At 72.8% G+C, this 21,801-nt stretch carries 25 protein-coding genes, 1 pseudogene and 1 riboswitch; of the genes and pseudogenes, 18 read left to right on the plus strand and 8 right to left on the minus strand.

Annotation, left to right across the window (positions count from 1 at the left end; genetic code table 11):
- Positions 1–8: 8 nt before the first annotated feature.
- The 3 genes from ACIA79_RS20540 to ACIA79_RS20550 form a co-directional block, all read right to left on the minus strand.
- A complete protein-coding gene (locus ACIA79_RS20540) occupies positions 9–311 on the minus strand; it encodes an urease subunit gamma (RefSeq protein ID WP_399429757.1) in 303 nt (100 codons plus the stop codon).
- Between the two features lie 278 nt (positions 312–589).
- Positions 590–802 (minus strand): hypothetical protein, encoded by a 213-nt coding sequence (locus ACIA79_RS20545; protein ID WP_399429758.1) that lies wholly within the window; start codon positions 800–802, stop codon positions 590–592.
- A 225-nt stretch (positions 803–1,027) separates the two neighbouring features.
- The gene (locus tag ACIA79_RS20550; protein ID WP_399429759.1) at positions 1,028–1,318 is read right to left on the minus strand and encodes a type II toxin-antitoxin system Phd/YefM family antitoxin; all 291 of its coding nucleotides are present in this window, start codon (positions 1,316–1,318) and stop codon (positions 1,028–1,030) included.
- 59 nt (positions 1,319–1,377) lie between these two features.
- Here ACIA79_RS20550 and ACIA79_RS20555 point away from each other — a divergent pair, with 59 nt between their 5' ends.
- From ACIA79_RS20555 to ACIA79_RS20565, 3 genes are all read left to right on the plus strand, one after another.
- Positions 1,378–1,980: an ATP-dependent Clp protease proteolytic subunit gene (locus ACIA79_RS20555; protein WP_399429760.1), complete on the plus strand. Its 603-nt coding sequence runs from the start codon at positions 1,378–1,380 to the stop codon at positions 1,978–1,980.
- Positions 1,981–1,984: 4 nt separating this feature from the next.
- Entirely contained in the window at positions 1,985–2,293 is a 309-nt protein-coding gene (locus tag ACIA79_RS20560) for a hypothetical protein (RefSeq protein ID WP_399429761.1), read from the plus strand.
- A gap of 320 nt (positions 2,294–2,613) precedes the next feature.
- Positions 2,614–2,795: riboswitch (cyclic di-AMP (ydaO/yuaA leader) on the plus strand.
- Between the two features lie 4 nt (positions 2,796–2,799).
- A complete protein-coding gene (locus tag ACIA79_RS20565; RefSeq protein WP_031071328.1) occupies positions 2,800–3,276 on the plus strand; it encodes a C40 family peptidase in 477 nt (158 codons plus the stop codon).
- 163 nt (positions 3,277–3,439) lie between these two features.
- Here ACIA79_RS20565 and ACIA79_RS20570 read toward each other — a convergent pair whose 3' ends face one another.
- Positions 3,440–3,871 (minus strand): ATP-binding protein, encoded by a 432-nt coding sequence (locus tag ACIA79_RS20570; protein WP_399429763.1) that lies wholly within the window; start codon positions 3,869–3,871, stop codon positions 3,440–3,442.
- Between the two features lie 257 nt (positions 3,872–4,128).
- Between ACIA79_RS20570 and ACIA79_RS20575 the strand changes: the two genes are divergently transcribed.
- Positions 4,129–4,998: a helix-turn-helix domain-containing protein gene (locus ACIA79_RS20575; protein WP_399429764.1), complete on the plus strand. Its 870-nt coding sequence runs from the start codon at positions 4,129–4,131 to the stop codon at positions 4,996–4,998.
- A 15-nt stretch (positions 4,999–5,013) separates the two neighbouring features.
- Positions 5,014–5,217 (plus strand): DUF397 domain-containing protein, encoded by a 204-nt coding sequence (locus ACIA79_RS20580; RefSeq protein ID WP_399429765.1) that lies wholly within the window; start codon positions 5,014–5,016, stop codon positions 5,215–5,217.
- Here the strand turns inward: ACIA79_RS20580 and ACIA79_RS20585 are convergent.
- A complete protein-coding gene (locus ACIA79_RS20585) occupies positions 5,192–6,358 on the minus strand; it encodes an 8-amino-7-oxononanoate synthase (RefSeq protein WP_399429766.1) in 1,167 nt (388 codons plus the stop codon). The genes ACIA79_RS20580 and ACIA79_RS20585 overlap by 26 nt on opposite strands.
- 156 nt (positions 6,359–6,514) lie before the next feature.
- Between ACIA79_RS20585 and bioB the strand changes: the two genes are divergently transcribed.
- The 9 genes and pseudogenes from bioB to ACIA79_RS20630 all read left to right on the plus strand — a co-directional run bounded on the left by bioB (position 6,515) and on the right by ACIA79_RS20630 (position 16,269).
- Positions 6,515–7,681, plus strand: a complete 1,167-nt coding sequence (bioB, locus tag ACIA79_RS20590) for a biotin synthase BioB (protein ID WP_399429767.1) — start codon at positions 6,515–6,517, stop codon at positions 7,679–7,681.
- Positions 7,674–8,966 carry an adenosylmethionine--8-amino-7-oxononanoate transaminase gene (locus tag ACIA79_RS20595; protein WP_399429768.1) on the plus strand — a complete coding sequence of 431 codons (1,293 nt, stop codon included), beginning with the start codon at positions 7,674–7,676 and terminating at the stop codon, positions 8,964–8,966. Before bioB ends, ACIA79_RS20595 begins: the two co-directional genes overlap by 8 nt.
- 1 nt (position 8,967) lies before the next feature.
- Positions 8,968–9,687, plus strand: coding sequence for a dethiobiotin synthase (gene bioD / locus ACIA79_RS20600; RefSeq protein WP_399429769.1), 720 nt, complete (start codon positions 8,968–8,970; stop codon positions 9,685–9,687).
- Between the two features lie 2 nt (positions 9,688–9,689).
- Positions 9,690–10,034: a VOC family protein gene (locus tag ACIA79_RS20605; RefSeq protein WP_399429770.1), complete on the plus strand. Its 345-nt coding sequence runs from the start codon at positions 9,690–9,692 to the stop codon at positions 10,032–10,034.
- A gap of 50 nt (positions 10,035–10,084) precedes the next feature.
- Positions 10,085–10,738, plus strand: a complete 654-nt coding sequence (locus ACIA79_RS20610; RefSeq protein WP_399429771.1) for a class I SAM-dependent methyltransferase — start codon at positions 10,085–10,087, stop codon at positions 10,736–10,738.
- Positions 10,739–10,747: 9 nt separating this feature from the next.
- Positions 10,748–13,081 carry a telomere-associated protein Tap gene (tap, locus tag ACIA79_RS20615; protein ID WP_399429772.1) on the plus strand — a complete coding sequence of 778 codons (2,334 nt, stop codon included), beginning with the start codon at positions 10,748–10,750 and terminating at the stop codon, positions 13,079–13,081.
- Between the two features lie 9 nt (positions 13,082–13,090).
- Positions 13,091–13,648 (plus strand): telomere-protecting terminal protein Tpg, encoded by a 558-nt coding sequence (gene tpg / locus ACIA79_RS20620; protein WP_399429773.1) that lies wholly within the window; start codon positions 13,091–13,093, stop codon positions 13,646–13,648.
- A gap of 73 nt (positions 13,649–13,721) precedes the next feature.
- Positions 13,722–14,511, plus strand: a pseudogene (locus tag ACIA79_RS20625) (IS5 family transposase).
- 498 nt (positions 14,512–15,009) lie between these two features.
- The gene (locus tag ACIA79_RS20630; RefSeq protein WP_399429774.1) at positions 15,010–16,269 is read left to right on the plus strand and encodes a vanadium-dependent haloperoxidase; all 1,260 of its coding nucleotides are present in this window, start codon (positions 15,010–15,012) and stop codon (positions 16,267–16,269) included.
- A gap of 204 nt (positions 16,270–16,473) precedes the next feature.
- Here ACIA79_RS20630 and ACIA79_RS20635 read toward each other — a convergent pair whose 3' ends face one another.
- The 3 genes from ACIA79_RS20635 to ACIA79_RS20645 all read right to left on the minus strand — a co-directional run bounded on the left by ACIA79_RS20635 (position 16,474) and on the right by ACIA79_RS20645 (position 18,119).
- Positions 16,474–17,289 (minus strand): alpha/beta fold hydrolase, encoded by an 816-nt coding sequence (locus ACIA79_RS20635; RefSeq protein ID WP_399429775.1) that lies wholly within the window; start codon positions 17,287–17,289, stop codon positions 16,474–16,476.
- A 109-nt stretch (positions 17,290–17,398) separates the two neighbouring features.
- Positions 17,399–17,770, minus strand: a complete 372-nt coding sequence (locus ACIA79_RS20640; protein ID WP_399429776.1) for a fic family toxin-antitoxin system, toxin component — start codon at positions 17,768–17,770, stop codon at positions 17,399–17,401.
- Positions 17,771–17,858: 88 nt separating this feature from the next.
- On the minus strand, positions 17,859–18,119 hold the full coding sequence (locus ACIA79_RS20645) for a toxin-antitoxin system HicB family antitoxin (RefSeq protein ID WP_399429777.1): 261 nt from the start codon (positions 18,117–18,119) through the stop codon (positions 17,859–17,861).
- Between the two features lie 46 nt (positions 18,120–18,165).
- Between ACIA79_RS20645 and ACIA79_RS20650 the strand changes: the two genes are divergently transcribed.
- From ACIA79_RS20650 to ACIA79_RS20665, 4 genes are all read left to right on the plus strand, one after another.
- On the plus strand, positions 18,166–18,624 hold the full coding sequence (locus ACIA79_RS20650; RefSeq protein WP_399429778.1) for an LLM class flavin-dependent oxidoreductase: 459 nt from the start codon (positions 18,166–18,168) through the stop codon (positions 18,622–18,624).
- Positions 18,625–18,689: 65 nt separating this feature from the next.
- Complete coding sequence (locus ACIA79_RS20655) at positions 18,690–19,124, plus strand: GNAT family N-acetyltransferase (RefSeq protein WP_399429779.1); 435 nt, start codon at positions 18,690–18,692, stop codon at positions 19,122–19,124.
- Between the two features lie 147 nt (positions 19,125–19,271).
- On the plus strand, positions 19,272–20,780 hold the full coding sequence (locus tag ACIA79_RS20660) for a hemolysin family protein (protein WP_399429780.1): 1,509 nt from the start codon (positions 19,272–19,274) through the stop codon (positions 20,778–20,780).
- A complete protein-coding gene (locus ACIA79_RS20665; protein ID WP_399429781.1) occupies positions 20,777–21,793 on the plus strand; it encodes a hemolysin family protein in 1,017 nt (338 codons plus the stop codon). The genes ACIA79_RS20660 and ACIA79_RS20665 overlap by 4 nt, the downstream gene beginning before the upstream one ends.
- Positions 21,794–21,801: the final 8 nt, after the last annotated feature.

Below are 21,801 nucleotides of genomic sequence, written 5' to 3' on the forward strand. Positions count from 1 at the left end.
CTCCCCCGTCAGACGATCGGGTCGTGGACGGTGACGAGCTTGGTGCCGTCCGGGAACGTGGCCTCGACCTGGACGTCGTGGATCATCTCGGGGATGCCCTCCATGACGTCGTCGCGGGTGAGTACCTTGCGCCCGGACGCCATGAGTTCGGAGACGGTGCGGCCGTCCCGTGCGCCCTCCAGGATGTGGGAGGTGATGAGCGCGACGGCCTCGGGGTGGTTGAGCTTCACCCCGCGCGCCCGGCGCTTCTCCGCCACGTCGGCGGCGACATGGATGAGCAGGCGCTCCTGCTCGTGCGGAGTCAGTTGCACGATTCACCTCACAGTTCCCGCCCGGTGCGGTCCCAGGCGCAGCGGGACCCTATCCGGCTTCAACACTCTGTTGACCTGCGGGAACGAGTGTGACGGAGAGATATTTCCATCTCGGGCGGAAATTTTTCCGGGAGGTTAACTGCCTCTTTGCATCCCCATGGAGGTCGGGGCGGCCCGCTCGGCCCCGAGCCGCCCCGGGCCCGGCGGAACCGGGTCCGGCGAAACCGCGCCCGGCCGGCCGGCGTGCTGCCGGCCGGCCGGGCGCTGCGGTGCGGGCCTCAGACCGCCAGGCAGCCCGTGCCGGGGAGGGCCGGGACCTCCGGGGGCACGGTGAGCGACGCCGGGTCGATGACAGTGGTCAGGTCGGTCGCGCTGGTGGCGACGCAGTCGACGACGGCTGTGGGGTCCGGGACTGCTACAGCCGAGGCGGTGGTGGCGGTGAACCCGAGGAAAGCGACGGTTCCGAGGACGACGGCCGCGATGCGACGCATACGGTTCCCTCCTGCAGCGTGGTGGTGGGGCCTGACTCACCGGATGGTTCGAGTCGGCCCCTGGCTACCCACGCCGTCCCCGCGGCTACGCGTCCCGTCACTCGTACGAGGCTGACGAAACGATCCCCCAGCGGGGCGCACGCAGGCCCGGCCCCCGCGCGGGTGGAGCGGCGGTGCGCGCCGGAGGCCCCGGACGCCGCCCGGCCGGTTCGTCGCGAGGTGCCGTCAGGCGCCGGGGCGGGGGTGCTGCGGGGGGCGGTGCTCCGCCGCGAGTCCGAAGCGGGGGCGTTCGCCGGGAGCGGACGTCAGCGGGTGGGTGGTGGAGACGGACGCCACCGCCGGGCTTTCCGTCTGCTCGGGCTCCGCTTCCAGTCGCTGCAGGTCGGCGGCTGACACCAGCGCCACGAGCGGCTTTCCGTGACGGGTCACGACCACGCGCTCACCGCCGTAGACGACGCGGTTGATCAGTTCGGCGAGCTCTGCACGGGCTTGCGTCACCGGGATCTCGTAGGCCATGGTTCCCATCATAGACGCCTGTACGTCCTGTACATTTTTTACAGAGAGGGAGGCACACGATGGAGCAGCGTCACGTCCTGCCCGACATCACCGAGCGGACCGGCACGGGCCACCGGACCATGGATCCCTACACCAAGCTGATGGAGGGCCGGATCGTCTTCCTCGGCGCGCCGATCGACGAGATCTCGGCGAACGACGTGGTCGCCCAGCTGCTGTACCTGGAGTACGCGGCCCCCGACCAGGACATCTCGCTCTACATCAACTCCCCCGGCGGCACCGTCGACGCCATGCTGGCGATCTACGACACGATGCAGATCGTCACGTGCGACGTGCAGACGACCTGCATCGGCCAGGCGGCCTCGACGGCCGCCGTACTGCTGGCCGCCGGCGCGCCCGGCAAGCGCATGGCGCTGCCCGGGGCGCGCGTGCTCCTGCGGCAGCCCGCCATCGCGCAGCCGCTGCACGGGCAGCCCAGCGACCTGGACATCCAGGCCCGCGAGATGCTGCGGCTGCGCGACCGGCTCGCCGGGACACTCGCGCACCACACCGGCAGGACCCCCGAGCGCGTCGACGCGGACCTCGAACGCGACACGGTGCTCGACGCGGCCGCCGCACAGGCGTACGGCCTCATCGACCATGTCGTCCCCAGCCGCAAGGGATGAGCGGATGCTGCCACCCGAACCGGCGCCGCTGCCGGCGCTGACCCGTGCCGAGGGCGCGTACATCGACAGCTACCTCGACATGGTCGACCTGCTGGGCCGGATCAACCCTGCGCGCGCCGCGCACACGTACAGTGCCCTGCGTGCGGCACAGGCGCTCGCAGGGCGCGCCGAGGCACTGCGCGACGCCCTGACGGCGATGCATGACCGAGGGGAGAGCGAGGTGCACTCCCGGACGCTGGCGCGTGCGCTGCGTGTTCTCGATGGCGAACGCCGGACAGCGCGGGTGACGCTCCCTCAGGAGCCCGTCAGCTGAGGGGTTTGCCGGGTGCACGAATGGACGCAGAAGGACGAGGAGGCACCCCCTCGTTCGGCGTACGCAAACGAGCGAATTCCGTACCGCACGAGTTGCGCCCCCGCTGTACGCAGCTGGCGGAACATCAGCTTCCGGCGCTGGTACGGGGATCCTCCACCGGTCGCCGCGATGCGCCAAAACACCCCTGTCCACCCGAACGGATCAGTCGTGAGGAGCCTCACATATCGCCGTTTCGGCTCGGAATTTCACCGCGACATGGGTCAAGATCCCTGACGACGACAAGCCCCCGCCACCCGAGGCGGGGCGGTCCGGGCGGACGCCGAGTCCTGCCGCCGTCCGGATGACTGGTCGACAGAAGTGGATCGGCAGGAGTGGAGGACCCGAGCAGTACGGAGCGAGCGCACCACGGTCGCTCCTTGGGGTGAAGCCGCGTCAGCGGCCGGGCAACTTCGCCAGCCCGAACCCGACAGGTCATCCTTCACAGGCGGCTGACGAAGGGTTGCGCCATGACCGCGCAGATTCATGTCCCGTCTCTGCTGTCCCGTGCCGGCGCCGTGTCGGCACTCACCCTCGCCGCCGTCGGCGGCACGATGCTGGCGCCCGGCGCCGTGTCGGAAGCCGAGGCCGCGCCCGCTCACGCCACCAAGGCGCTGAACGTGGCCGCCTCCAAGAAGGGTGCACCGTACAAGTACGGAGCGGCGGGCCCGTCCCGGTTCGACTGCTCCGGCCTGACGCTCTACTCGTACAAGAAGGCCGGCAAGACCCTGCCGCGCACCGCGCAGCAGCAGTACAACAAGACGCGTCACCTGTCGGCGTCGAGCCGGCAGAAGGGTGACCTCGTCTTCTTCCACTCCGGCGGCAGCGTGTACCACGTGGGCATCTACGCCGGCGGGAACAAGATCTGGCATTCGCCGAAGTCCGGATCGGTGGTGAAGCTCGACCGCATCTGGTCCAAGTCGGTGTATTACGGCCGCGTGCGCTGATCCCGCGCACCGACCGCGCATGATCCGCGGTACAGGGGTTACTCATGCCGGATGTACGAAGAGCGCCCCTGTACCGCGGGCACGGAGACACCGCCGCGACCGACCGCCACGAGTGACGCTCCGCGCGCTCCGGCGGGGCCCCGTGGGAGGCGCCGGGGCCGCCTCAGTTCTGGACGGCGACCGTCCAGGGCAGGGCGATCCACACGGTCTTGCCGCCCTCCCGGGTCGGGGTGACGCTGAGCCGTCCGCCGCGCTCGGCGGTGAGCCAGCGGATGATGACCATGCCGCGGCCGTTGTCCTGCTGGACGGCGGCGGGCAGCCGCTGCGGCCAGCGCGGATGGCTGTCGGTGACGCCGATGCGCAGGTGCTCGTCGCGCTCCAGCCGGAGGTCCACCGTGAAGGTGGGCGACTGCCCGAAAGTGTGCTGCACGGCGTTGGTGGCGAGCTCGGAGACGATCAGCCGGACGGTGTCCGCCGTATCGCTGTCGTCCGGAAGGCCCCAGTCGCGGAGGACGTCCGCCACGTATCTGCGGGCAGCGGAGACCGAGGCGGGATCGCTCGGCAGAGTGACGGATGCTTCCTGGTGGTCTGCCATGGCGATCTGTCCCTTTCCCACCGGGGCCGGGACTCCGACGAGGAGCGATGCACTGCGAGGCGGCCACGGTTTGCGCTTCGCGCCAGACTGCCACTTATGTCGCCCCCGGGTGCGGCGATCCCCCAAGATCTGCATATATCTGTCGCTCGAAGCGGTGAACCCTGCTACGCGAGAACGGATTCGTCCGGCAGACTGGCGGGTTGGTCCGCCCTGCGGACCGACGGCGGACCGACGGCGGGCCGGAGGAGGAGGCGGTCGTGCGGGGGACGCGACACGGACCGGCGGTGCGCCGCCGCAAGCTCGGCGAGGAGCTGCGCCGGCTGCGCCTGGGCGCCGGGCTCACCAGCCGGGACGCCGCCCGGCTCGTGGGCTGGCACCAATCGAAGATCAGCCGGATCGAGACCGGCGCGAGCGGGGTGACCGGCGCGGACGTGTCGCGGCTGCTCGACGCCTACGGGGTACGGGAACCGCGGCTGCGGGCCCTGCTGGAAGCGCTGTCCGGGGCGGCGGAGGGCGGAGGAGGCACCGGGTGGTGGCATGCCTACCGGGGTGTGCTCCCGCCGCAGTACCGCGACTTCATCAGCCTGGAGTCGCAGGCCTGCACGGCGCGCACGCTGGAGACCTCGGTGGTGCCGGGCCTGTTGCAGACCCCAGACTACGCGCGGGCGGTGACCCGGGCGGCCCTGCACGGGTTGCCCGCGGCGAAGGTCGACTCCCTGGTGGAGGTGCGGATCGCCCGCCAGGAGGTGCTGCACGGGGATCCCCCGCTGCGGCTGGAGGCGGTGCTGGACGAGGCGGTGCTGCGGCGGCAGGTGGGCGGCCCCGGTGTGATGCGGGCGCAGTTGCGGCGGCTGGTGGAGCTGGGGAACCTGCCGCACGTGCGGATCCAGGTGCTCCCGTTCACGATGGGCGGTTACGTCGGCCTCTCCGGCCCTTTCGTCATCTTCTCCTTTCCGGACATCTCCGATCTGGATGTGGTTGTTCTCGACCACTTGACGAGTAGCCTCCATCTCGAACGCATGGAAGACCTCGAGGCGTACTGCGCCGCTTTCCGCACCATGCAGGCGCACGCCCTGACGCCCGAGGAGTCGTCGCACCTCATCGCCGGTATCCGTGACGGCGCGTAGGGAGAGGCACCCCGCATGTCTGCTTACCTCGCACACCACGACGGCCCGCACTGGCGGCGCAGCAGCCGCAGCGTGGGCATGAACAACTGCGTCGAGACCGCCCGCCCGGACGCGGCGCACCTCGCCGTACGGGACTCCAAGGACACCGGCAGGCCGCCGCTGCGGTTCTCGGCGGCGGTCTGGTCCTCCTTCGTCAGCTCCCTGAAGGGGTCGGGCTGACGGACGGCGCCGTACGGACGATCGTCGCCACCGCCGTCTCGATCTGGCCTTCCGTCAGGTCGGCGCGCGCGGTCAGCCGCAGGCGGGAGATGCCGTCCGGCACCGACGGCGGCCGGAAGCAGCCGACCGCGAGACCCTCGGCACGGCAGTCGGCGGCCCATCGCACCGCCTGCTCCGGCGACGGAGCGCGCACGGAGACGACGGCTGCGTCCGGACGTACGGCGGTCAGGCCGGCCGCCGTCAGCCGTCCGTGCAGGGTGGCCGCGACCGTGCGCGCCCGCTCCGCCAGGCCGGGCTCGTCGCGCAGCAGCCGCAGGGCCGCCAGCGCGGCGCCCGCCGCGGCCGGGGCGAGGCCCGTGTCGAAGATGAACGTGCGGGCGGCGTTGACCAGGTGGTCGATGACCCGCGCCGGGCCGAGGACCGCCCCGCCCTGGCTGCCCAGGGACTTGGACAGGGTCAGGGTGGCGACGACGTCCGCGTCGCCCGCGAGCCCCGCCGCGTGCAGCGCACCGCGCCCGCCCTCGCCCAGGACACCCAGGCCGTGCGCGTCGTCGACGACCAGCGCCGCCGCGTGCGCCCGGCAGGCCGCGGCGAGTCCGCCGAGCGGCGCCGCGTCGCCGTCCACCGAGAAGACCGAGTCCGTCACCACGAGGGCGCGGCGGCCCGGGTGGGCGTCGAGCGTCTTGGCGACCGCCTCCGGGTCGGCGTGCGGGACGACCGCGGTCTCGGCGCGCGACAGCCGGCAGCCGTCCACGATCGAGGCGTGGTTGCCCGCGTCGGAGACGATGAGCGAACCGCGGGCACCGAGCGCGGTGAGGGCGGCGAGGTTGGCCGCGTACCCGGAGGAGAAGACCAGCGCCGCCTCGAAACCGCAGAACCCGGCGAGCTCCCGCTCCAGCTCGGCGTGGAGCTCCGTGGTGCCGGTGACCAGCCGGGAGCCGGTGGCGCCCGCGCCCCACCGGCGGGCCGCGCCGGCGGCCGCCCCGGTGATCTCCGGACGGCGGGTCAGGCCCAGGTAGTCGTTGCTCGCCAGGTCGAGCAGGTCCGGCTCGGCGGGCCGCGGGCGCAGTGTGCGCACCAGACCGGCCTCCGCGCGGCGGCGCGCCTCGGCGTCGGTCCAGTCGAATGGATCCTGCGGCATGGGCGTCCCTTTTGTCGTCGGTCCCTTTGTAGGCAGCGCACAGACCCTAGCCGGGGACGGCCACGGTCACAGTGTGGTCATACACACACCGCTGAGCGGCTCTCTTGTCCGGTTCCTCCTTGGCCAGCGGGCGGGCGGTAGGACAGGATCGGCGCCATGGACCTGTTGAACACGCTGGTGGACAAGGGGCTTCGGCGCGAGCTGCCGACCCGCGAAGAAGCGCTCGCCGTGCTGGCGACCTCGGACGACGAGCTGCTGGATGTGGTGGCGGCGGCCGGCAAGGTGCGGCGCGCGTGGTTCGGGCGCCGGGTGAAGCTCAACTACCTGGTGAATCTCAAGTCGGGACTGTGCCCGGAGGACTGTTCGTACTGCTCCCAGCGGCTCGGGTCCAAGGCGGAGATCCTCAAGTACACCTGGCTGAAGCCGGAGGAGGCCTCCAAGGCGGCGGCCGCCGGTGTCGCGGGCGGCGCCAAGCGGGTCTGCCTGGTCGCCAGCGGCCGCGGTCCGACGGACCGGGACGTGGACCGCGTCTCGCAGACCATCGCGGCGATCAAGGAGGAGAACGAGGGCGTGGAGGTCTGCGCCTGCCTCGGGCTGCTCTCGGACGGCCAGGCGGAGCGGCTGCGGTCGGCGGGGGCCGACGCGTACAACCACAACCTCAACACGTCCGAAGGGACGTACGGGGACATCACGACCACGCACACGTACGCGGACCGCGTCGACACCGTGCAGAAGGCGCACTCCGCGGGCCTGTCCGCCTGCTCGGGGCTGATCGCGGGCATGGGCGAGAGCGACGAGGACCTGGTCGACGTGGTGTTCGCGCTGCGTGAGCTGGACCCGGACTCGGTTCCGGTGAACCTCCTGATCCCCTTCGAGGGCACGCCGCTCGCCAAGGAGTGGAACCTGACCCCGCAGCGGGCGCTGCGCATCCTGGCGATGGTCCGGTTCGTCTGCCCCGACGTGGAGGTCCGGCTGGCGGGCGGGCGCGAGGTGCACCTGCGCACGCTCCAGCCGCTCGCCCTGCACCTCGCCAACTCGATCTTCCTGGGCGACTACCTGACCAGCGAAGGCCAGGCCGGCAAGGCGGACCTGGAGATGATCGCGGACGCCGGGTTCGAGGTCGAGGGCGCGGACACCACCACGCTGCCCGAGCACCGGGTGGACGCCGCCGCGTGCGGCACCGGCGGAGGTTGCGGTTCCGGTTCGGTGTGCTCCTCGGAGGAGCCCGCGGCCGAGGCCCCGGCGGGGACCCCCGGCGCCCGTCCCGACCTCGTGGCGGTACGCCGGCGGGGCGCCGGCACCGACCTGGCGCCCAATGCCTGAGCCGCTCTCCCCCGGTGAGCTGATCGCGCTGGACCGGGCCCACGTCTGGCACCCGTACGGCCCGATGCCGGGCCGCACCGACCCGCTGGTCGTGGAGTCCGCGTCCGGGGTGCGGCTGAGGCTCGCCGAACCGGTGCAGGGCCGGAGCGAGTTGGTGGACGGCATGTCGTCGTGGTGGTCGGCGGTGCACGGCTACAACCACCCGGTGCTCAACGAGGCGGCACGCGACCAGCTCGGCCGGATGAGCCATGTGATGTTCGGCGGGCTCACCCACGAGCCCGCCGTGCGGCTGGCCGCGCGGCTGGTCGAGATCACCCCCGAGCCGCTGCGGCACGTCTTCCTCTCCGACTCCGGTTCGGTGTCGGTCGAGGTCGCCGTGAAGATGTGCCTGCAGTACTGGCGCTCGGTCGGGCGCCCGGCCAAGCAGCGGCTGCTGACCTGGCGCGGCGGCTACCACGGCGACACCTGGCAGCCGATGTCGGTCTGCGATCCGGACGGCGGCATGCACGGGCTGTGGTCCGGCGTGCTGCAGCGGCAGGTCTTCGCGGGACCGCCGCCCGTCGCGTACGAGGAGGCCTACGCGGACGAGCTGCGCGGGCTGATCGCACGGCACGCGGACGAGCTGGCCGCGGTGATCGTGGAGCCGGTGGTGCAGGGCGCCGGCGGGATGCGGTTCCACGACCCGGCGTACCTGCGGGTGCTGCGCGAGGCGTGCGACGCGCACGACGTGCTGCTGGTGTTCGACGAGATCGCGACGGGGTTCGGGCGGACGGGCACGCTGTTCGCCGCGGAGCAGGCGCGGGTGGCACCGGACGTGATGTGCCTGGGCAAGGCGCTGACCGGCGGCTATCTGTCGCTGGCCGCCACGCTGTGCACCGCGCGCGTGGCCGACGGGATCTCGCGCGGCGAGGTGCCGGTGCTGGCGCACGGACCGACGTTCATGGGCAACCCGCTGGCCACCGCGGTGGCCTGCGCCTCGATCGACCTGCTGCTCGGCCAGGACTGGGCACAGGAGGTCAAGCGGATCGGGACGGGGCTCACCGAGGGCCTGGCGGCGGCCCGGGAGCTGCCCGGGGTCCGCGACGTGCGGGTGCTGGGCGCGATCGGCGTGGTCCAGCTGGACCATCCGGTGGACATGGCGGCCGCGACGGCGGCGGCGGTGCGCGAGGGCGTGTGGCTGCGGCCGTTCCGGGACCTGGTGTACGTGATGCCGCCGTACGTCACCGGCGACGAGGACCTGGCAAGGATCTGCCGCGGTGTGTGCGCGGCGGCAAGGGAGGGCTGAGATGACGGTACTGGTGGTCAGCGGCACGGGCACCGAGATCGGCAAGACGGTCGTCACGGCGGCGCTCGCCTCGGTGGCCCGGGCGGCGGGACGGACGGTGGCCGTGCTCAAGCCCGCCCAGACCGGGGTCGGCCCCGGCGAACGGGGCGACGCGGACGAGGTCGTACGGCTCGCGGGCGACGGCGTCACGCCCGTCGAACTGGCCCGGTTCCCCGAGCCCCTGGCGCCGGCGACGGCCGCCCGGCGGGCCGGGATGGCACCGGTCGGCCCCGGTGAGGTGGCCGACGCCGCGCGGAAGCTGGCACAGGAGCACGACCTGGTCCTCGTGGAGGGAGCGGGCGGGCTGCTCGTGCGGTACGACGAGGAGGGCTCCACGCTCGCCGACGCGGCGCGGCTGCTCCGGGCGCCGGTCCTCGTCGTGGCGCCGGCCGGACTGGGCACGCTCAACATGGCGGCGCTGACCGGTGAGGCCCTGCGGGCGCGCGGTCTGGTGCAGCGGGGCGTGGTCGTCGGGAGCTGGCCGGACGAGCCGGGCCTGGCGGAGCGGTGCAACGTGACGGACCTGCCCGAGGCGGCGGGCGCCCCGCTGCTGGGCGCGGTGCCGGCCGGGGCGGGCGCGCTGCCGGCCCGGGCCTTCCGGGAGCGGGCGGCGACGTGGCTGGCGCCCGAGCTCGGCGGTACGTGGCATGCGGGCGCGTTCGCCGCGGCCGTACGCTCGTGACCATGCGAGCTGTCGTCAGCGAGATCGTGTTCGACTGCGCCGGCCCGGCGGCGCTCGCCCGCTTCTGGGCGACGCTGCTGGGCGGCGAGGCCGTGGACCGGAGCCCGGAGTGGTCGTACGTCGATCCGCCGGGGTTCGCACGGGTCGCGTTCCAGCGCGTGCCGGAGGGCAAGGCGGTGAAGAACCGGCTCCACCTGGACCTGGAGGCGGGTGACGTCGAGGCCGCCGCGCAGTGGGCGGTCGGGCTGGGGGCGGAGCGGGTCGGCGGCATGGTGACGGACGACCACGGCGACTTCCAGGTGCTGCGGGACCCCGAGGGCAACGAGTTCTGCTTCGTGAGCGGCTGACACGGGGACACTGACGGTGTCTGGTCCTGCCCCCGCCCAGGAGGTCCGCGATGCGGGACACCGTTCACCACCCGCTGTTCGCCCGGTTCTACGCGCGCGTGAGCGTCGCCATGGACACCAGGGGCGGGGTCGCCGCGTACCGGGACGAGCTGCTCGACGGGCTGTCCGGCCGCGTCATCGAGATCGGCGCGGGCAACGGGCTGAACTTCGCCCACTATCCGGGCGCCGTCTCCGAGGTCGTGGCGATCGAACCGGAGCGGCGGCTGCGCCGGCTGGCCGTGAGCGCGGCGCTGCGGGCCGAGGTGCCCGTGGACGTGGCGCCGGGCGCCGCGGAGGCCCTGCCGGTGAAGAGCGAGGCCTTCGACGCGGCGGTGGCCTCGCTGGTGCTGTGCACGGTACGGGACGTGCCGCGCGCGCTGGCCGAACTGCACCGCGTGCTGCGCCCCGGCGGTGAACTGCGGTTCTTCGAGCACGGCCTGGCACCGGGGCGGGGGCTCGCCACGACCCAGCGAGTGCTGGACCGCACGGTGTGGCCGGCGCTGTTCGGTGGATGCCACACGGCGCGCGATCCGCTGGCGGCGATCGAGGCGGCGGGCTTCGAGATGGTGGCGTACCGCCGGTTCCGGCTGCCGGAGAAGGGGCCGCGGCTGCCGTCCTCGCCGTGCGTCCTGGGGGTGGCCCGGCGGCCGTGCGTTCCACGTTAGGGTGACCGTGTGTCTCATGAGCAGGAGCAGCTGTTCGCGGCGGTCGACGCGCTGCTGGAGCAGGCGGCGCAGGACGCGCTGCCCGAGCCGTCCGAGCGCCGACGCCTGCGCGAGGCAGCGGGTCTGAGCCAGGACCAGGTCGCGCAGGCGCTGTCGGTGCGCCGCGAGACGGTCACGTCCTGGGAGACGGGCCGTACGGACCCCCGTCCCCCGAAGCGCGCGGCCTACGCCCGTCTGCTGTCGGCCCTGGCGGACCGCTACCCGGCCCCGGGTCCCGGCACGGAGCCACGGGGGCCGGCCGCGGAAGTGACGGCCTCCGGCCCCTCGCCCGCTCCCCCGCGTCCGGCGCCGGGACTGCTGCCGGAACAGGCGGGCGGCCCGGCGGTACCGGAGGCGGGAAGCGGGGGTCCGGCTCCGGTTCCGGTTCCGGGTGAGGACCCGGTTCCGGTTCCGGGTGAGGATCCGGGTCCGGCCGCGGGTCCGCTTCCGGGTGAGGACCCGGTTCGGATCCCGGCGGACGTACCGGAGCTTCCGGCGGATGTACCGCGGCGAGGCCCCGACGACGGCGTGATCCGTTCCTCCGCGCCGCAGGCGCCGCCCGCCGGACCGGCCGCGGGCCGGAAGCCCGGTCGGCGCGAGGGCGGCGGCGCGGCGACGGTCGCCGTCGACGAGCGCTTCGCGCACGGCGCGGTGGCCGTGCTGGACGGGAACGGCAGCGCGTACTGCGCCGGCGGGCTGGTCCTCGACTGCCCGGCCGCCGACATCCCCTCGCTCGTCGAATGGGCCCTGGACGAGGCGCGGCTGGGCGCGCCCCGGTTGCACCGCAACGGACAGGACGCCGACCCGCTCGTGGTGCTGACGGAGCCGGCGGCCGTACGGCTCGGGCTGCCGGCCGAGCTGGCGGACCGGCGCGGGCTGCGGCTGCCCGACGACCACGAGGTCGTACGGCGGATCCGGAAGGCCGACTGGCTGCTGACGCGCCGCGGTTTCGGGCCGTGGGCCTGGGTGTACCGCCCGGCTCAGGGCAGCCGCCGCCGGTGCGTGCAGTTCGCCGTCCTGCCCTGGGGGGCGCTGGACGGCCGTACGTGGGGCGGCGCCGCCGGACTGCACCCGGCCGACCTGGCCGACACGCTCGCGACGTACGCCGCCCGGGTCATCACCCCGCGCGGGACCACCGCCGTCTGCGGTCTGCAGCTGATGACCGCGCTGCGCCCGCCGACGCGCGCGGTGAGGGACGAGGCCACCGGCTCCTGGGTGTCCGCGCCCAGCCCCGGCGCCCTCACCGAGGCCGTCGACCCGGCGCCGCCCGAGGCACCGGACGAGCACCCGGTCGTCGCGCGGCTGTACCCGCGGGGGCACCGGCGCACGCCCGACCAGGTCCTCGACGAGGAGGCGTACGACTGGATCCGCGACCCGGAACTGCTCACGGACGACGAGTGCGCGAAGCCGTACGCCGTCGGCATCGACGTCAACATGGCGTTCGCGGCCGCCGCGAACCGGCTGACGGTGGGGCTCGGCGCGCCGGTCCACGTGAAGGAGCCGGCCTTCGACCGCAGGACGCCGGGCTGCTGGCTGGTCGACCTCTCGTCCGTCGAGCTCGACCCGCGGCTGCCCAGCCCGTTCACGCCGCACGGCGGGCGGCCCGAGGGCCCGGCCTGGTACGCCACGCCGACCGTGGCGTACGCGGCGGAACTGGGCCTCGACGTCCGGCCGTCCGAGGCGTACCTGCGTCCGGAGCACGGACCGTACCTGGACGCCTGGTACACGCGACTGCGCGACGCCTACATGGTGACGATGGAGGAGCTGGGGGTCCGGGCCGGGATGCCGGAGGAGGAGTTCCTGGCCGCGATGGAGGCGGCCGACCGGCACACGGTGCAGGACCCGGGGCGGGCGGCGGTGCTGTCCGCCGTCAAGTCGACCGTCAAGGGCGGCATCGGCAAGCTCCGCGAGCGCCCGCAGGGCGCCGGCTACCGCCCCGGCGAGCGGTGGCCCGCCCTGGAACGCCCCACCTGGCGCCCGGACATCCGCGCGGCGGTGATCTCCGCCGCCCGGGTCAACATGCACCGCAAGATGCTGCGCCTCGCCGAAGGGGCGGGGCTCTTCCCGGTGGCCGTGCTGTCGGACTGCGCCGTGTACCTGTCGGACGGTCCCGGTCCGCTGGACTTCCTCCCGCGCACCCCGGAGGGCAAGCCGCTGCCGGGCGGGTTCCGGCTCGGCGTGTCGCCGGGGATGGTCAAGCACGAGGGCACGCAGTCCCTGATGTGGGCCGTGCGGCTGCTGGACGAGGGCCACAACCCGGCGCGGCACATCAAGGGCACGGACGCCGTGGCGGACGGGGAGTAGGGGCGCGTCATGGGCATGTTGGGCGACAGCCTCGACCGGGCGGCGGAGCACACGTTCACGCGGCCGATCCCGAAGACGGCCCCGGCGCAGGTCAGGTTCCTGGTCAGGAGCGAAAAGGGGTCCACGCGCGCGGTGGCCCGGCGTCTGGGCGTCTCGCAGCGCACGGTGGAGCGGTACGTCAAGGGTGAGATCAAGCAGCCGCGCCCCGAGCTCGCCGCCCGGCTCGTCGCCGAGGTCCGCAGGAGCTGGCAGCCGCGGGTCCGGCAGCGGGCACGGGAGGCGGCCGCGACGACCGGCGGCATCGTGATCGAGACGCGCGCCCGCTTCGGGTTCTCCGCGGCGCCCGGCTCGACCGACGACAGCCGCCTGCGCCTGATCACCCAGCACCTGCCGCCCGCGTACGCCGCACGCCTCTTCGAGGCCCGGGAGGCCGGCGCGACCGAACAGGAGCTGCGGGACATCGCCGCGGAGGGGCTCCAGGAGCAGTACTTCAAGGACGGCGGCCGCCGCGCGTCCGGCCTCCAGGTCGAGTTCACGGACATCGACTACGTGGAGCTCGACTACTAGAGCCTGTGTGACGTCGTGATCAATCTTGCCGATCCGGATCTGCGTGGAAGGCGGATCCGGTAGGAAGTCGGTCGTGACGCGCAGGCAACTCACCGACGAGCAGTGGAAGTTGATCGAGCCGTTTCCGCCGATAGGCGATTACGGCCCGTACCCCGAGCGGCTGCGGGAGCAGTTCGAGGGGGTGATCCGGCACTTCCGCACCAGCAGCCAGTGGCGGGAGATGCCCGGCGAGTTCGGCCCGTGGCCGACGGTCTACGGCCGTTTCCGGGTGTGGAGGGACGCCGGAGTCTTCGCCACACTGCTGGAAGGCGTGATCGCCGAGGCCGCACGCCAGGGGCAGACGGACTTTGCCCTGGTCTGACGGAGGCCCTGCTCGGCAGGTCCCGTGGTGGGCTGACGAGCAAGGTTCATCTCGCCGCGGACCGCAAGTGCCGTCCGTTGTCGTTCGTTCTGACCGCAGGACAGGCTGCTGACAGCCCGCAGTTCGTCCCCGTGCTGCAGAAGGTGCGGGTCCGTCTGCCTGTCGTCCCCGGACCCGGCCCGGCGCTGTCGCCGCGGACAAGGCCTACTCATCCCGCGCCAACCGCTCTTACCTGCACAAACGCAACATCAAGACAGTCATCCCGGAGAAGAAGGACCAGGCCGCCAACCGGAAGAAGAAGGGCAGCCTGGGCGGCCGGCCCACAGGTCACGACGCCGGTCTCCACAAGGAACGGAACACCGTCGAGCGCCTGATCAACAAGCTGAAGGCCTGGCGGGGCATCGCAACTCGATACGACAAGACGCCCGAAAGCTACCTCGCCGGCCTCCACCTCCGCGCCTCGATGATCTGGATCAATGACCTGCTGAAGGCAACCGGTTGATCACGACGTCACACAGGCCCTAGCCGCAACGCGACAGCGCCTCTCCCAGCGCTGTGCCACCGGACCCGGACCGTCAGCGCACTGACCCTTCGTCGGGGTGGGACGGACCGAGGCGGCGCACGAGTTGCCGACGCTGTCGGGCCGCCGTCGTTCCCCTCCTCCCGGACTGCTCCTCCTCTTCCGCCCGGTGTGCGCCCCCTGGCACGGAGGCGCACCATCGCGCCGCGACAATGCTTCAGTGCGCCCGGCCCCTCCCCAGCCCGAACCGCGCCATCAAGGGCACGGTAAGACGGCTAGCCCACTTGGCCGCTCCGGCTGGCCCTCCACATTCCGCGCCGCGACCCTGGGACGGGTGGGGGCAGCCAGAGGGTGTGAAGGGGCCGGTCGGCCGGCGGTTGTTCTACGCCCGCGCCCTGCTCCGCGTCCTGCCGGCCCGCCGACACGGTCCGCGTGTCGGAGAGTTCACCTGGAGGTCACCCGATGCACGTACGGAAAGCGATGCGCAGACGCGGAGCGATGGTCGTGGCGGCGTTGCTGCTGGTGGGGGTGGTGGGTGGGCTGCCCGCCCGAGCGCAGACCGCTGTCCCGCGGCCGGAGGACGACCCTTCGGTGATACGGGAGTGGGCGGAAAGGGTGTCCGAGACCGTCGACCCGGAGCAAAGGCTGACCACGCCGGAGGAGGCGGTGTGGCATGCATATGTGACCTTGGCCATGTACAACGCGGTGGTCGGCGTCGAGGGCCGCTACGTCCCCTACCGGTGGCAGGCGCGGGCTCCGCAGCAGGCGTCGGCCGAGGCGGCGGCCGCGACCGCGGCGTACCAGGTGCTCGTGACCGGGTTCCCGCAGGCCGGGCCGGCGCTGGAGAAGGCGTGGAAGACGTCGTTGGCGGCAGTCCCGGACGGTCCCGCCGAGCGGTCGGGCGTGGCGTTCGGCAAGCGGGCGGCGGAGCACGTCATGGGGCTGCGCGCGAACGACGGGCGGGAGGCCTCCGTGCCGTTCATACCCCGGCCGGCGCCCGGGGTGTGGCGGCCGGCACCGCCCGGCCACGAGGGCTTCACGACGGCGTGGATCGGCCGACTGCGCCCGTTCCTCATGGACAGCCCCAGCCAGTTCCGCCCCGGACCACCGCCTGAACTGGCCTCGGCCCAGTACGCGCGGGACCTGGCGGAGGTGAAGGCGTACGGTGCGAAAACTGGTTCGCGCCGTAGTGCCGGGCAGACGGAGACGGCGGTGTTCGTGGCACGGGTGGAAATCCAGCAGGCGCTGGGCGACCACGCGGCACGGCACGCTTTCGACATCACCGACACGGCCCGTCTGTACGCCGCCGCGAACACCGTCATGACCGACGCGCTGATCGTCGCCTGGGACGCCAAGCTCCACTACGGCAGGTGGCGGCCGATCACCGCCATCCACGAGGCGGACACCGACGGCAATCCGGCCACGACGGCGGACCCGGCGTGGGAGCCGCTGCTTTCCACGCCCGCGCACCCCGACTATCTCAGTGGCCACGCCACATGGTCGGGAGCCCTGATGCGAACCCTCGTAGGGGTGTTCGGCACCTCCCGTGTCGACCTCAACATCCCTTCGGCCAGCACCGGTACGACCCGGCACTACGAGTACGCCGAGGACTACATCCGCGACGTCATCGACGCGCGCGTATGGGCCGGAATCCACACGAGGACCGCGGACGTCGTCGGCAGCACTGTGGGAGAACGGGTGGCGGCATGGTCGCTGAGAAGGTACTTCCTGCGCACATGACCGAGGGTTGTCCGTCGAGACGGTCGGACAGCAGCCTGTAGCGGGAGAACTGGAAAAGGCCGACGTGTTGGAGGCCGTGTTCATCTTCTGCCAGCGGATCTACTCTGCGGTCCGGTGCCGCGCACAGTGTGCTGCGAAGAGGGCTGCCCCGGGCTGACGATGGCCTAGGCCGTGTATCGAAAGTGGATCTTGGGCCGTGAATGATCACGGTGCATGGGGCGGGGAGATCTCACGGACGAGCAGTGGGCGGTGCTGGGCCGTGTCCGCTACAGGGCTTCCGCTCGGCGGCCGGCCGGGGACGGGCAGGTCGTGCGCGAAGCGGCGGACCGCGTCCGTGAAGGCGTCGGGGGCGTCGAAGTTGGCGAGGTGCCGTGCGCGCGGGATCAGTTCGACGCGGGCGTGCGGGTGGGCGCGGGCGAAGTCCTCCTCCCCGGACCGGAACACCGTGTCCTTCTCCCCGTTCAGGATGAGCACCGGAGCCGCCACGTGGCGCATCGCGCCCGCGTCGAAGCGCCCGAGGACCTCGCCCCAGGCGGTGGGCAGGGTGTGGAAGGCGTAGCCGGAGCGGATGGTCGCCGCCACCACCTCGGGCGGGTAGAGGCGCCGCAGCATCCGGTCGTTCCACCGGGCGAGACGGTCCGCCGGAACGCGGGGCACGAGCCCGGCGATCCACCGGTACGGCGCCGCCCACGCGCCGCGGGTCGACGCGCTGGCCCCGGCGAGGACCAGGCCGCGCAGCAGCCCCGGGCGGCGCCGCGCGAACTCCAGGGCCGCGTAGCCGCCGAGCGAGTGGCCGACGACCAGGGCGGGGCCCCGGCCGAGCGACTCGACGGCTGTGGCGATGATCTCCGTCGCCGCGGCCAGGCTCCAGGGCTGGCGGGAGCGGGCGCCGTGGCCGGGCAGGTCGACGGCGGCCACCGGGAGCTCGTCCCGCAACGCCGCGAGTTGCGGGCTCCACTGTCCCGCGCTGAACCGTGTTCCATGGACGAAGACGATGGGCGGTGCGTCCGCCTGGTTCATTTTTCCTCCGAAGTCCCGCTCGGCACACGGCGATGAGGGCCCACGAGCACCGCGTACGAACGCCGGCTGCCGTCGCCCGGTGGCCGCACCCGTCCGTGCGCGCGGGGCCTCACAGGCTCCACTGGCGCAGCTCGTCCGCGATGGCCCGGACGTCCGCCTCGCCCGCCTTCACCAGGCGCGCCAGGTCCCGGACCTGCTCGGGCGAGGTGACCACCTTGAGGCCGCAGGCGACGAGGTAGCCGTATGCGACGGCCGAGGCGAACATGGCGTTGGAGTGCTCCAGGGCCGGGACGTGGAGCAGCAGTTGGAGGAGTGCGGCGGCGCGGGCGGGCGGGTCGGCGTAGACGGGGGTGCCGAAGATCCCGGCGTCGTGCCGTGCGACCGCCGCGACGAGTGCGCCCCAGTCGGTGACCTGGGGATCGCCGGGTGTCTTGTGCTCGGCGATCATGAGGAGCCAGGCCAGATCGATGGAGAGGCTCATCCGCGGACCGCCGCGGGCTCCTCCGCTACCGTGGACGCCGGGATCGCCCGGGGCACCCGCGGCACGGTGCTCCCCGGTGCGGCTCGGGTCACCGCTTGCCCTTCGGGCGGGACCTCCCGCCCCTGGCCTGCGCCGGGCGGTCGGCTTCGAACTCCTCGGCGAAGACCGCTTCGTACTGCTTCATGAAGTCGGCGGCCGCCTCCACGAAGGTGCGCCCCACCTCGCCCGCGTCCTGCTGGACGAGTTCCTCGATGTACCGGTTCACGCTGACGCCCCGCTGCTGCGCCCGGCGGCGGGCGGCTTCGGCGGTGGCTTCGTCCACGCGCACGTTCAACTGCGTCTTGGCCACCTCCTCACGCTAGCGCGGCCGCGCTAGCAGGGGCAAGAGCAGGCGGATGCGGGCTGGGCAGGGTGAGTCCCACGGAGGTGGGTTCACGACAGGAGAGTTCCGTTTCGGTGTGAACCTGGTGGCGCCCGCGGCGGGCGGTGACGAGGGGGAAGCGAAGTGCCGTCGCGCCGAGGAGCTCGGCTACGACGTCATCCTCGTGCCCGACCACCTCGGGATGCCGGCCCCCTTCCGGGCGCTCGCGGCGGCCGCGCGGGCCACGACGCGGCCGCGGGTCGGCGCCTTCGTCGTGAACGGCGCGTTCCTGCCGCTGGTCCCGCACCTGACCGAGGAACAGCTCCTCGACCTGCCGATGGTCGCGGTGGGAACGGTCCGGGGCATCGCCGAACAGCTCCGCGCCCGGCGGGAGCGCTACGGCTTCTCGTACCTCACGGTCCTGGATCCGTACATGGAGGCCTTCGCGCCGGTCATGGCGGAACTCCGGTCCGGCGGGCACCCGACGGGCTGAGCGGTGGGGGCGGCGCGGGAGAATCCGGAGGCATGGAGGAGAGGCGTGAAGGACCCGATGACGGCATGAACGATCTGGTGGTACGTACGGCGGGGCCGGGCGACCTCGACGCGGTTCTCGCGTTCTGGAGGACGGCCGCCGAGGGGACCAGCATCAGCGACGACCGCGACGGCGTCGGGCGTCTGATCGCCCGCGACCCGGAGGCGCTGATCCTCGCGGAGCACGCCGGCGAGCTCGCGGGCACCGTCATCGCAGGCTTCGACGGCTGGCGCTGCCACCTCTACCGGCTCGCCGTCCACCCCGGCCACCGGCGCCGGGGCATCGGAGCGGCACTCCTCGCGGCCGCCGAGGAGCGCTTCGTACGGCTCGGCGGGCGGCGTGGGGACGCCATGGTGCTGGACCGCAACGAACTCGGGCAGCACGCGTGGCGGGCATCGGGGTATGCGCGGCAGGAGGAGTGGAGCCGCTGGGTCAAGCCGCTCGGCGGCCCGCCCTCCTAGCACTTTGCCGATCCTTTACCATGGGTGGACTTCCGACCATGCACCACCGACCGAAAGGCGTGAGCGTCCGCCCATGGGCGAGCCTCCCAGTACTCGACATCGCGCGTTCCTCCCCACCCTGTCCGACGATGGGACGGAGGTGAACCGATGACCGAAGTGCTTCTGCTCGTCGTGGCGCTGCTGCTCTGCGTGGCCTGCGGCGCCTTCGTGGCGGCCGAATTCTCCCTCACCACGGTCGAGCGCAGCGAGCTCGAACGGGCCGTGGAGCGGGGTGAGCGCGGCGCGCCCGGTGCACTGAAGGCCGTGCGCTCCCTCACCTTCCAGCTCTCCGGTGCCCAGCTCGGCATCACCGTCACGAACCTGATCGTCGGCATGCTCTCCGAGCCGTCGATCGCCAAGCTCATCCGGGGGCCGATCCAGGACATCGGGCTGTCGGCGTCGACCGCGTCCTCGATCGCCCTGGTCCTGGGCACGGGCCTGTCCACCGTCGTCCTGATGGTCATCGGTGAACTGGTCCCGAAGAACTGGGCCATCTCCTCGCCACTGGCCGTCGCCAAGGTCGTCGCCACCCCGCAGCGGATCTTCAGCGCCGCGTTCCGGCCGCTGATCGGGCACCTCAACAACACCGCGAACCGGCTCGTGCGCCGGCTCGGCCTCGAACCCGCCGAGGAGCTCGCCTCGGCGCGCAGTCCGCAGGAGCTGGTGGCCCTGGCCCGCCACTCCGCCAAGGAGGGCGCGCTGGAGGCGGACACGGCCGAGCTGTTCGTCCGCACCCTGAACCTGGCCGAGCTCACCGCGGAGAACGTCATGACGCCACGCGTCCAGGTCACCGCCCTGGAGGCGCAGGCCACGGCCGAGGACGTCGCCAACGCCACGCGCGCGACCGGGCTGTCCCGCTTCCCGGTGTACCGGGGCGGCCTCGACTCCGTCATCGGGACGGCCCACATCAAGGACGTCCTGGCGGTGCCGGCCGAGGAGCGGCTGCACAAGCCGGTCACCGAGCTGCTGCGCGAGCCGCTCCTCGTACCGGAGTCGCTCACCGTGGACCGGCTGCTCGACCGGCTCTCCGGCAAGCAGACCATGGCCGTGGTCATCGACGAGTACGGCGGCACGGCCGGCGTCGTGACGCTGGAGGACATCGTCGAGGAGGTCGTCGGCGAGGTCCGCGACGAGCACGACCCGCACGAGACCCCGGACCTGGTACGGGCCGGCCAGGACACCGACGGGCGGCTGCTGTGGTCCGCGGACGGCGCCGCCCGCACCGACCAGCTGGAGACCATCGGGCTGCGCGCGCCGGAGGGACCGTACGAGACCCTCGCCGGGCTCATCGCCACCACGCTGGGCCGCATACCGGCCGTCGGCGACCGCGTCGAACTGGCCGGCTGGCGACTGGACGTCATGGACGCCACCGGGCGCCGGGCCGCACGGGTGCTGCTCCACGCGCCCGAGGAAGGCCCCGGCACGGACGGCGACCGCACGGGCGGTCCGGACGCCGCGTCGCACAGCCACAGCCACAGCCACAGCCACGAACGCGGGCACGAACACAGCCACCGTCGCAGCCGCCGGCGCGAGCGCGGGCAGGAAGACGGGCGGCTCGGGGAGCGGCAGACCGGCGCCGGACGCCGGAGCGACCGGAACGGGGAGGCGGGCCGATGACCGCGATCCAGCTGCTGATCGGTTTCCTGACGCTGATCGTCAACGCCTTCTTCGTCGGCGCGGAGTTCGCCCTGATCTCGGTGCGCCGCAGTCAGATCGAGCCCGAGGCCGAGGCGGGGAACCGCCGGGCCCGCAGCGTCATCTGGGGCCTGGAGCACGTCTCCGCCCTGCTCGCCGCGGCACAGCTCGGCATCACGCTGTCCACCCTGGTCCTCGGCGTGGTCGCGGAGCCCGCCATCGCGCACCTGCTGGAGCCGGTGTTCGACGCGGTCGGCGTGCCGCACGGGCTGGTGCACCCGATCTCGTTCGTGATCGCCCTGTCGGTCGCCACGTACCTGCACATGCTGCTGGGCGAGATGGTGCCGAAGAACATCGCGCTGGCCGAGCCGACGCGCATGGCCCTGCTGCTGGGGCCGCCGCTGGTGGCGCTGACCAGGGCGCTGCGGCCGGTGATCTTCACGATCAACGCGTTCGCCAACGCCGTCCTCAAGCTGCTGCGGGTCGAGACGCGGAACGAGGTCTCGGCGACCTTCTCGGACAGCGAGCTGGCACGGATGGTGACCGACGCCAGCCACGCGGGACTGCTGGACGACCGGGCGACCGAGCGGCTGCACGACGCACTGGAGCTGGGACGACGCCCGGTGAGCGATGTGGTGATGCCGGTGGAGCGCGTGGTCCACGCGCGGGTCGGCACCACCCCCGCGGAGCTGGAGCAGCTGTCGGCCGATTCCGGGTTCTCGCGCTTCCCGGTGGTGGACACCACCCGCGGCATCCTCGGTTACCTCCATGTGAAGGACGCGCTGGACGTCATGCCGCGCGACCTGCCGTTCCCGGTGTCGGCGATGCGGCCGATCGCACGCGTGCGGGCCGCCACGCCGCTGGACGACGTGCTCACGGCGATGCGGCGCAGCCGTACGCACCTGGCGGCCGTCCTCGACGAGAACGGCAAGCTGGCGGGGCTCGTCACGATGGAGGACGTGCTGCGGGAGCTGGTGGGCCGGCCCGCGGGCTGAGCTGGTAC

This window comes from Streptomyces sp. NPDC051310 (assembly GCF_044455245.1).
Taxonomy (GTDB): Bacteria; Actinomycetota; Actinomycetes; order Streptomycetales; family Streptomycetaceae; genus Streptomyces.

Bases quoted from the DNA above. Each gene is read 5' to 3' on its own strand.
- ACIA79_RS20545 (WP_399429758.1), bottom strand. From the start codon at position 802: ATGCGTCGCATCGCGGCCGTCGTCCTCGGAACCGTCGCTTTCCTCGGG.
- ACIA79_RS20550 (WP_399429759.1), bottom strand. From the start codon at position 1,318: ATGGCCTACGAGATCCCGGTGACGCAAGCCCGTGCAGAGCTCGCCGAA.
- ACIA79_RS20555 (WP_399429760.1), top strand. From the start codon at position 1,378: ATGGAGCAGCGTCACGTCCTGCCCGACATCACCGAGCGGACCGGCACG.
- ACIA79_RS20560 (WP_399429761.1), top strand. From the start codon at position 1,985: ATGCTGCCACCCGAACCGGCGCCGCTGCCGGCGCTGACCCGTGCCGAG.
- ACIA79_RS20565 (WP_031071328.1), top strand. From the start codon at position 2,800: ATGACCGCGCAGATTCATGTCCCGTCTCTGCTGTCCCGTGCCGGCGCC.
- ACIA79_RS20570 (WP_399429763.1), bottom strand. From the start codon at position 3,871: ATGGCAGACCACCAGGAAGCATCCGTCACTCTGCCGAGCGATCCCGCC.
- ACIA79_RS20580 (WP_399429765.1), top strand. From the start codon at position 5,014: ATGTCTGCTTACCTCGCACACCACGACGGCCCGCACTGGCGGCGCAGC.
- ACIA79_RS20585 (WP_399429766.1), bottom strand. From the start codon at position 6,358: ATGCCGCAGGATCCATTCGACTGGACCGACGCCGAGGCGCGCCGCCGC.
- bioB (WP_399429767.1), top strand. From the start codon at position 6,515: ATGGACCTGTTGAACACGCTGGTGGACAAGGGGCTTCGGCGCGAGCTG.
- ACIA79_RS20595 (WP_399429768.1), top strand. From the start codon at position 7,674: ATGCCTGAGCCGCTCTCCCCCGGTGAGCTGATCGCGCTGGACCGGGCC.
- bioD (WP_399429769.1), top strand. From the start codon at position 8,968: ATGACGGTACTGGTGGTCAGCGGCACGGGCACCGAGATCGGCAAGACG.
- ACIA79_RS20605 (WP_399429770.1), top strand. From the start codon at position 9,690: ATGCGAGCTGTCGTCAGCGAGATCGTGTTCGACTGCGCCGGCCCGGCG.
- ACIA79_RS20610 (WP_399429771.1), top strand. From the start codon at position 10,085: ATGCGGGACACCGTTCACCACCCGCTGTTCGCCCGGTTCTACGCGCGC.
- tpg (WP_399429773.1), top strand. From the start codon at position 13,091: ATGGGCATGTTGGGCGACAGCCTCGACCGGGCGGCGGAGCACACGTTC.
- ACIA79_RS20630 (WP_399429774.1), top strand. From the start codon at position 15,010: ATGCGCAGACGCGGAGCGATGGTCGTGGCGGCGTTGCTGCTGGTGGGG.
- ACIA79_RS20635 (WP_399429775.1), bottom strand. From the start codon at position 17,289: ATGAACCAGGCGGACGCACCGCCCATCGTCTTCGTCCATGGAACACGG.
- ACIA79_RS20640 (WP_399429776.1), bottom strand. From the start codon at position 17,770: ATGAGCCTCTCCATCGATCTGGCCTGGCTCCTCATGATCGCCGAGCAC.
- ACIA79_RS20650 (WP_399429778.1), top strand. From the start codon at position 18,166: ATGCGGGCTGGGCAGGGTGAGTCCCACGGAGGTGGGTTCACGACAGGA.
- ACIA79_RS20655 (WP_399429779.1), top strand. From the start codon at position 18,690: ATGAACGATCTGGTGGTACGTACGGCGGGGCCGGGCGACCTCGACGCG.
- ACIA79_RS20660 (WP_399429780.1), top strand. From the start codon at position 19,272: ATGACCGAAGTGCTTCTGCTCGTCGTGGCGCTGCTGCTCTGCGTGGCC.
- ACIA79_RS20665 (WP_399429781.1), top strand. From the start codon at position 20,777: ATGACCGCGATCCAGCTGCTGATCGGTTTCCTGACGCTGATCGTCAAC.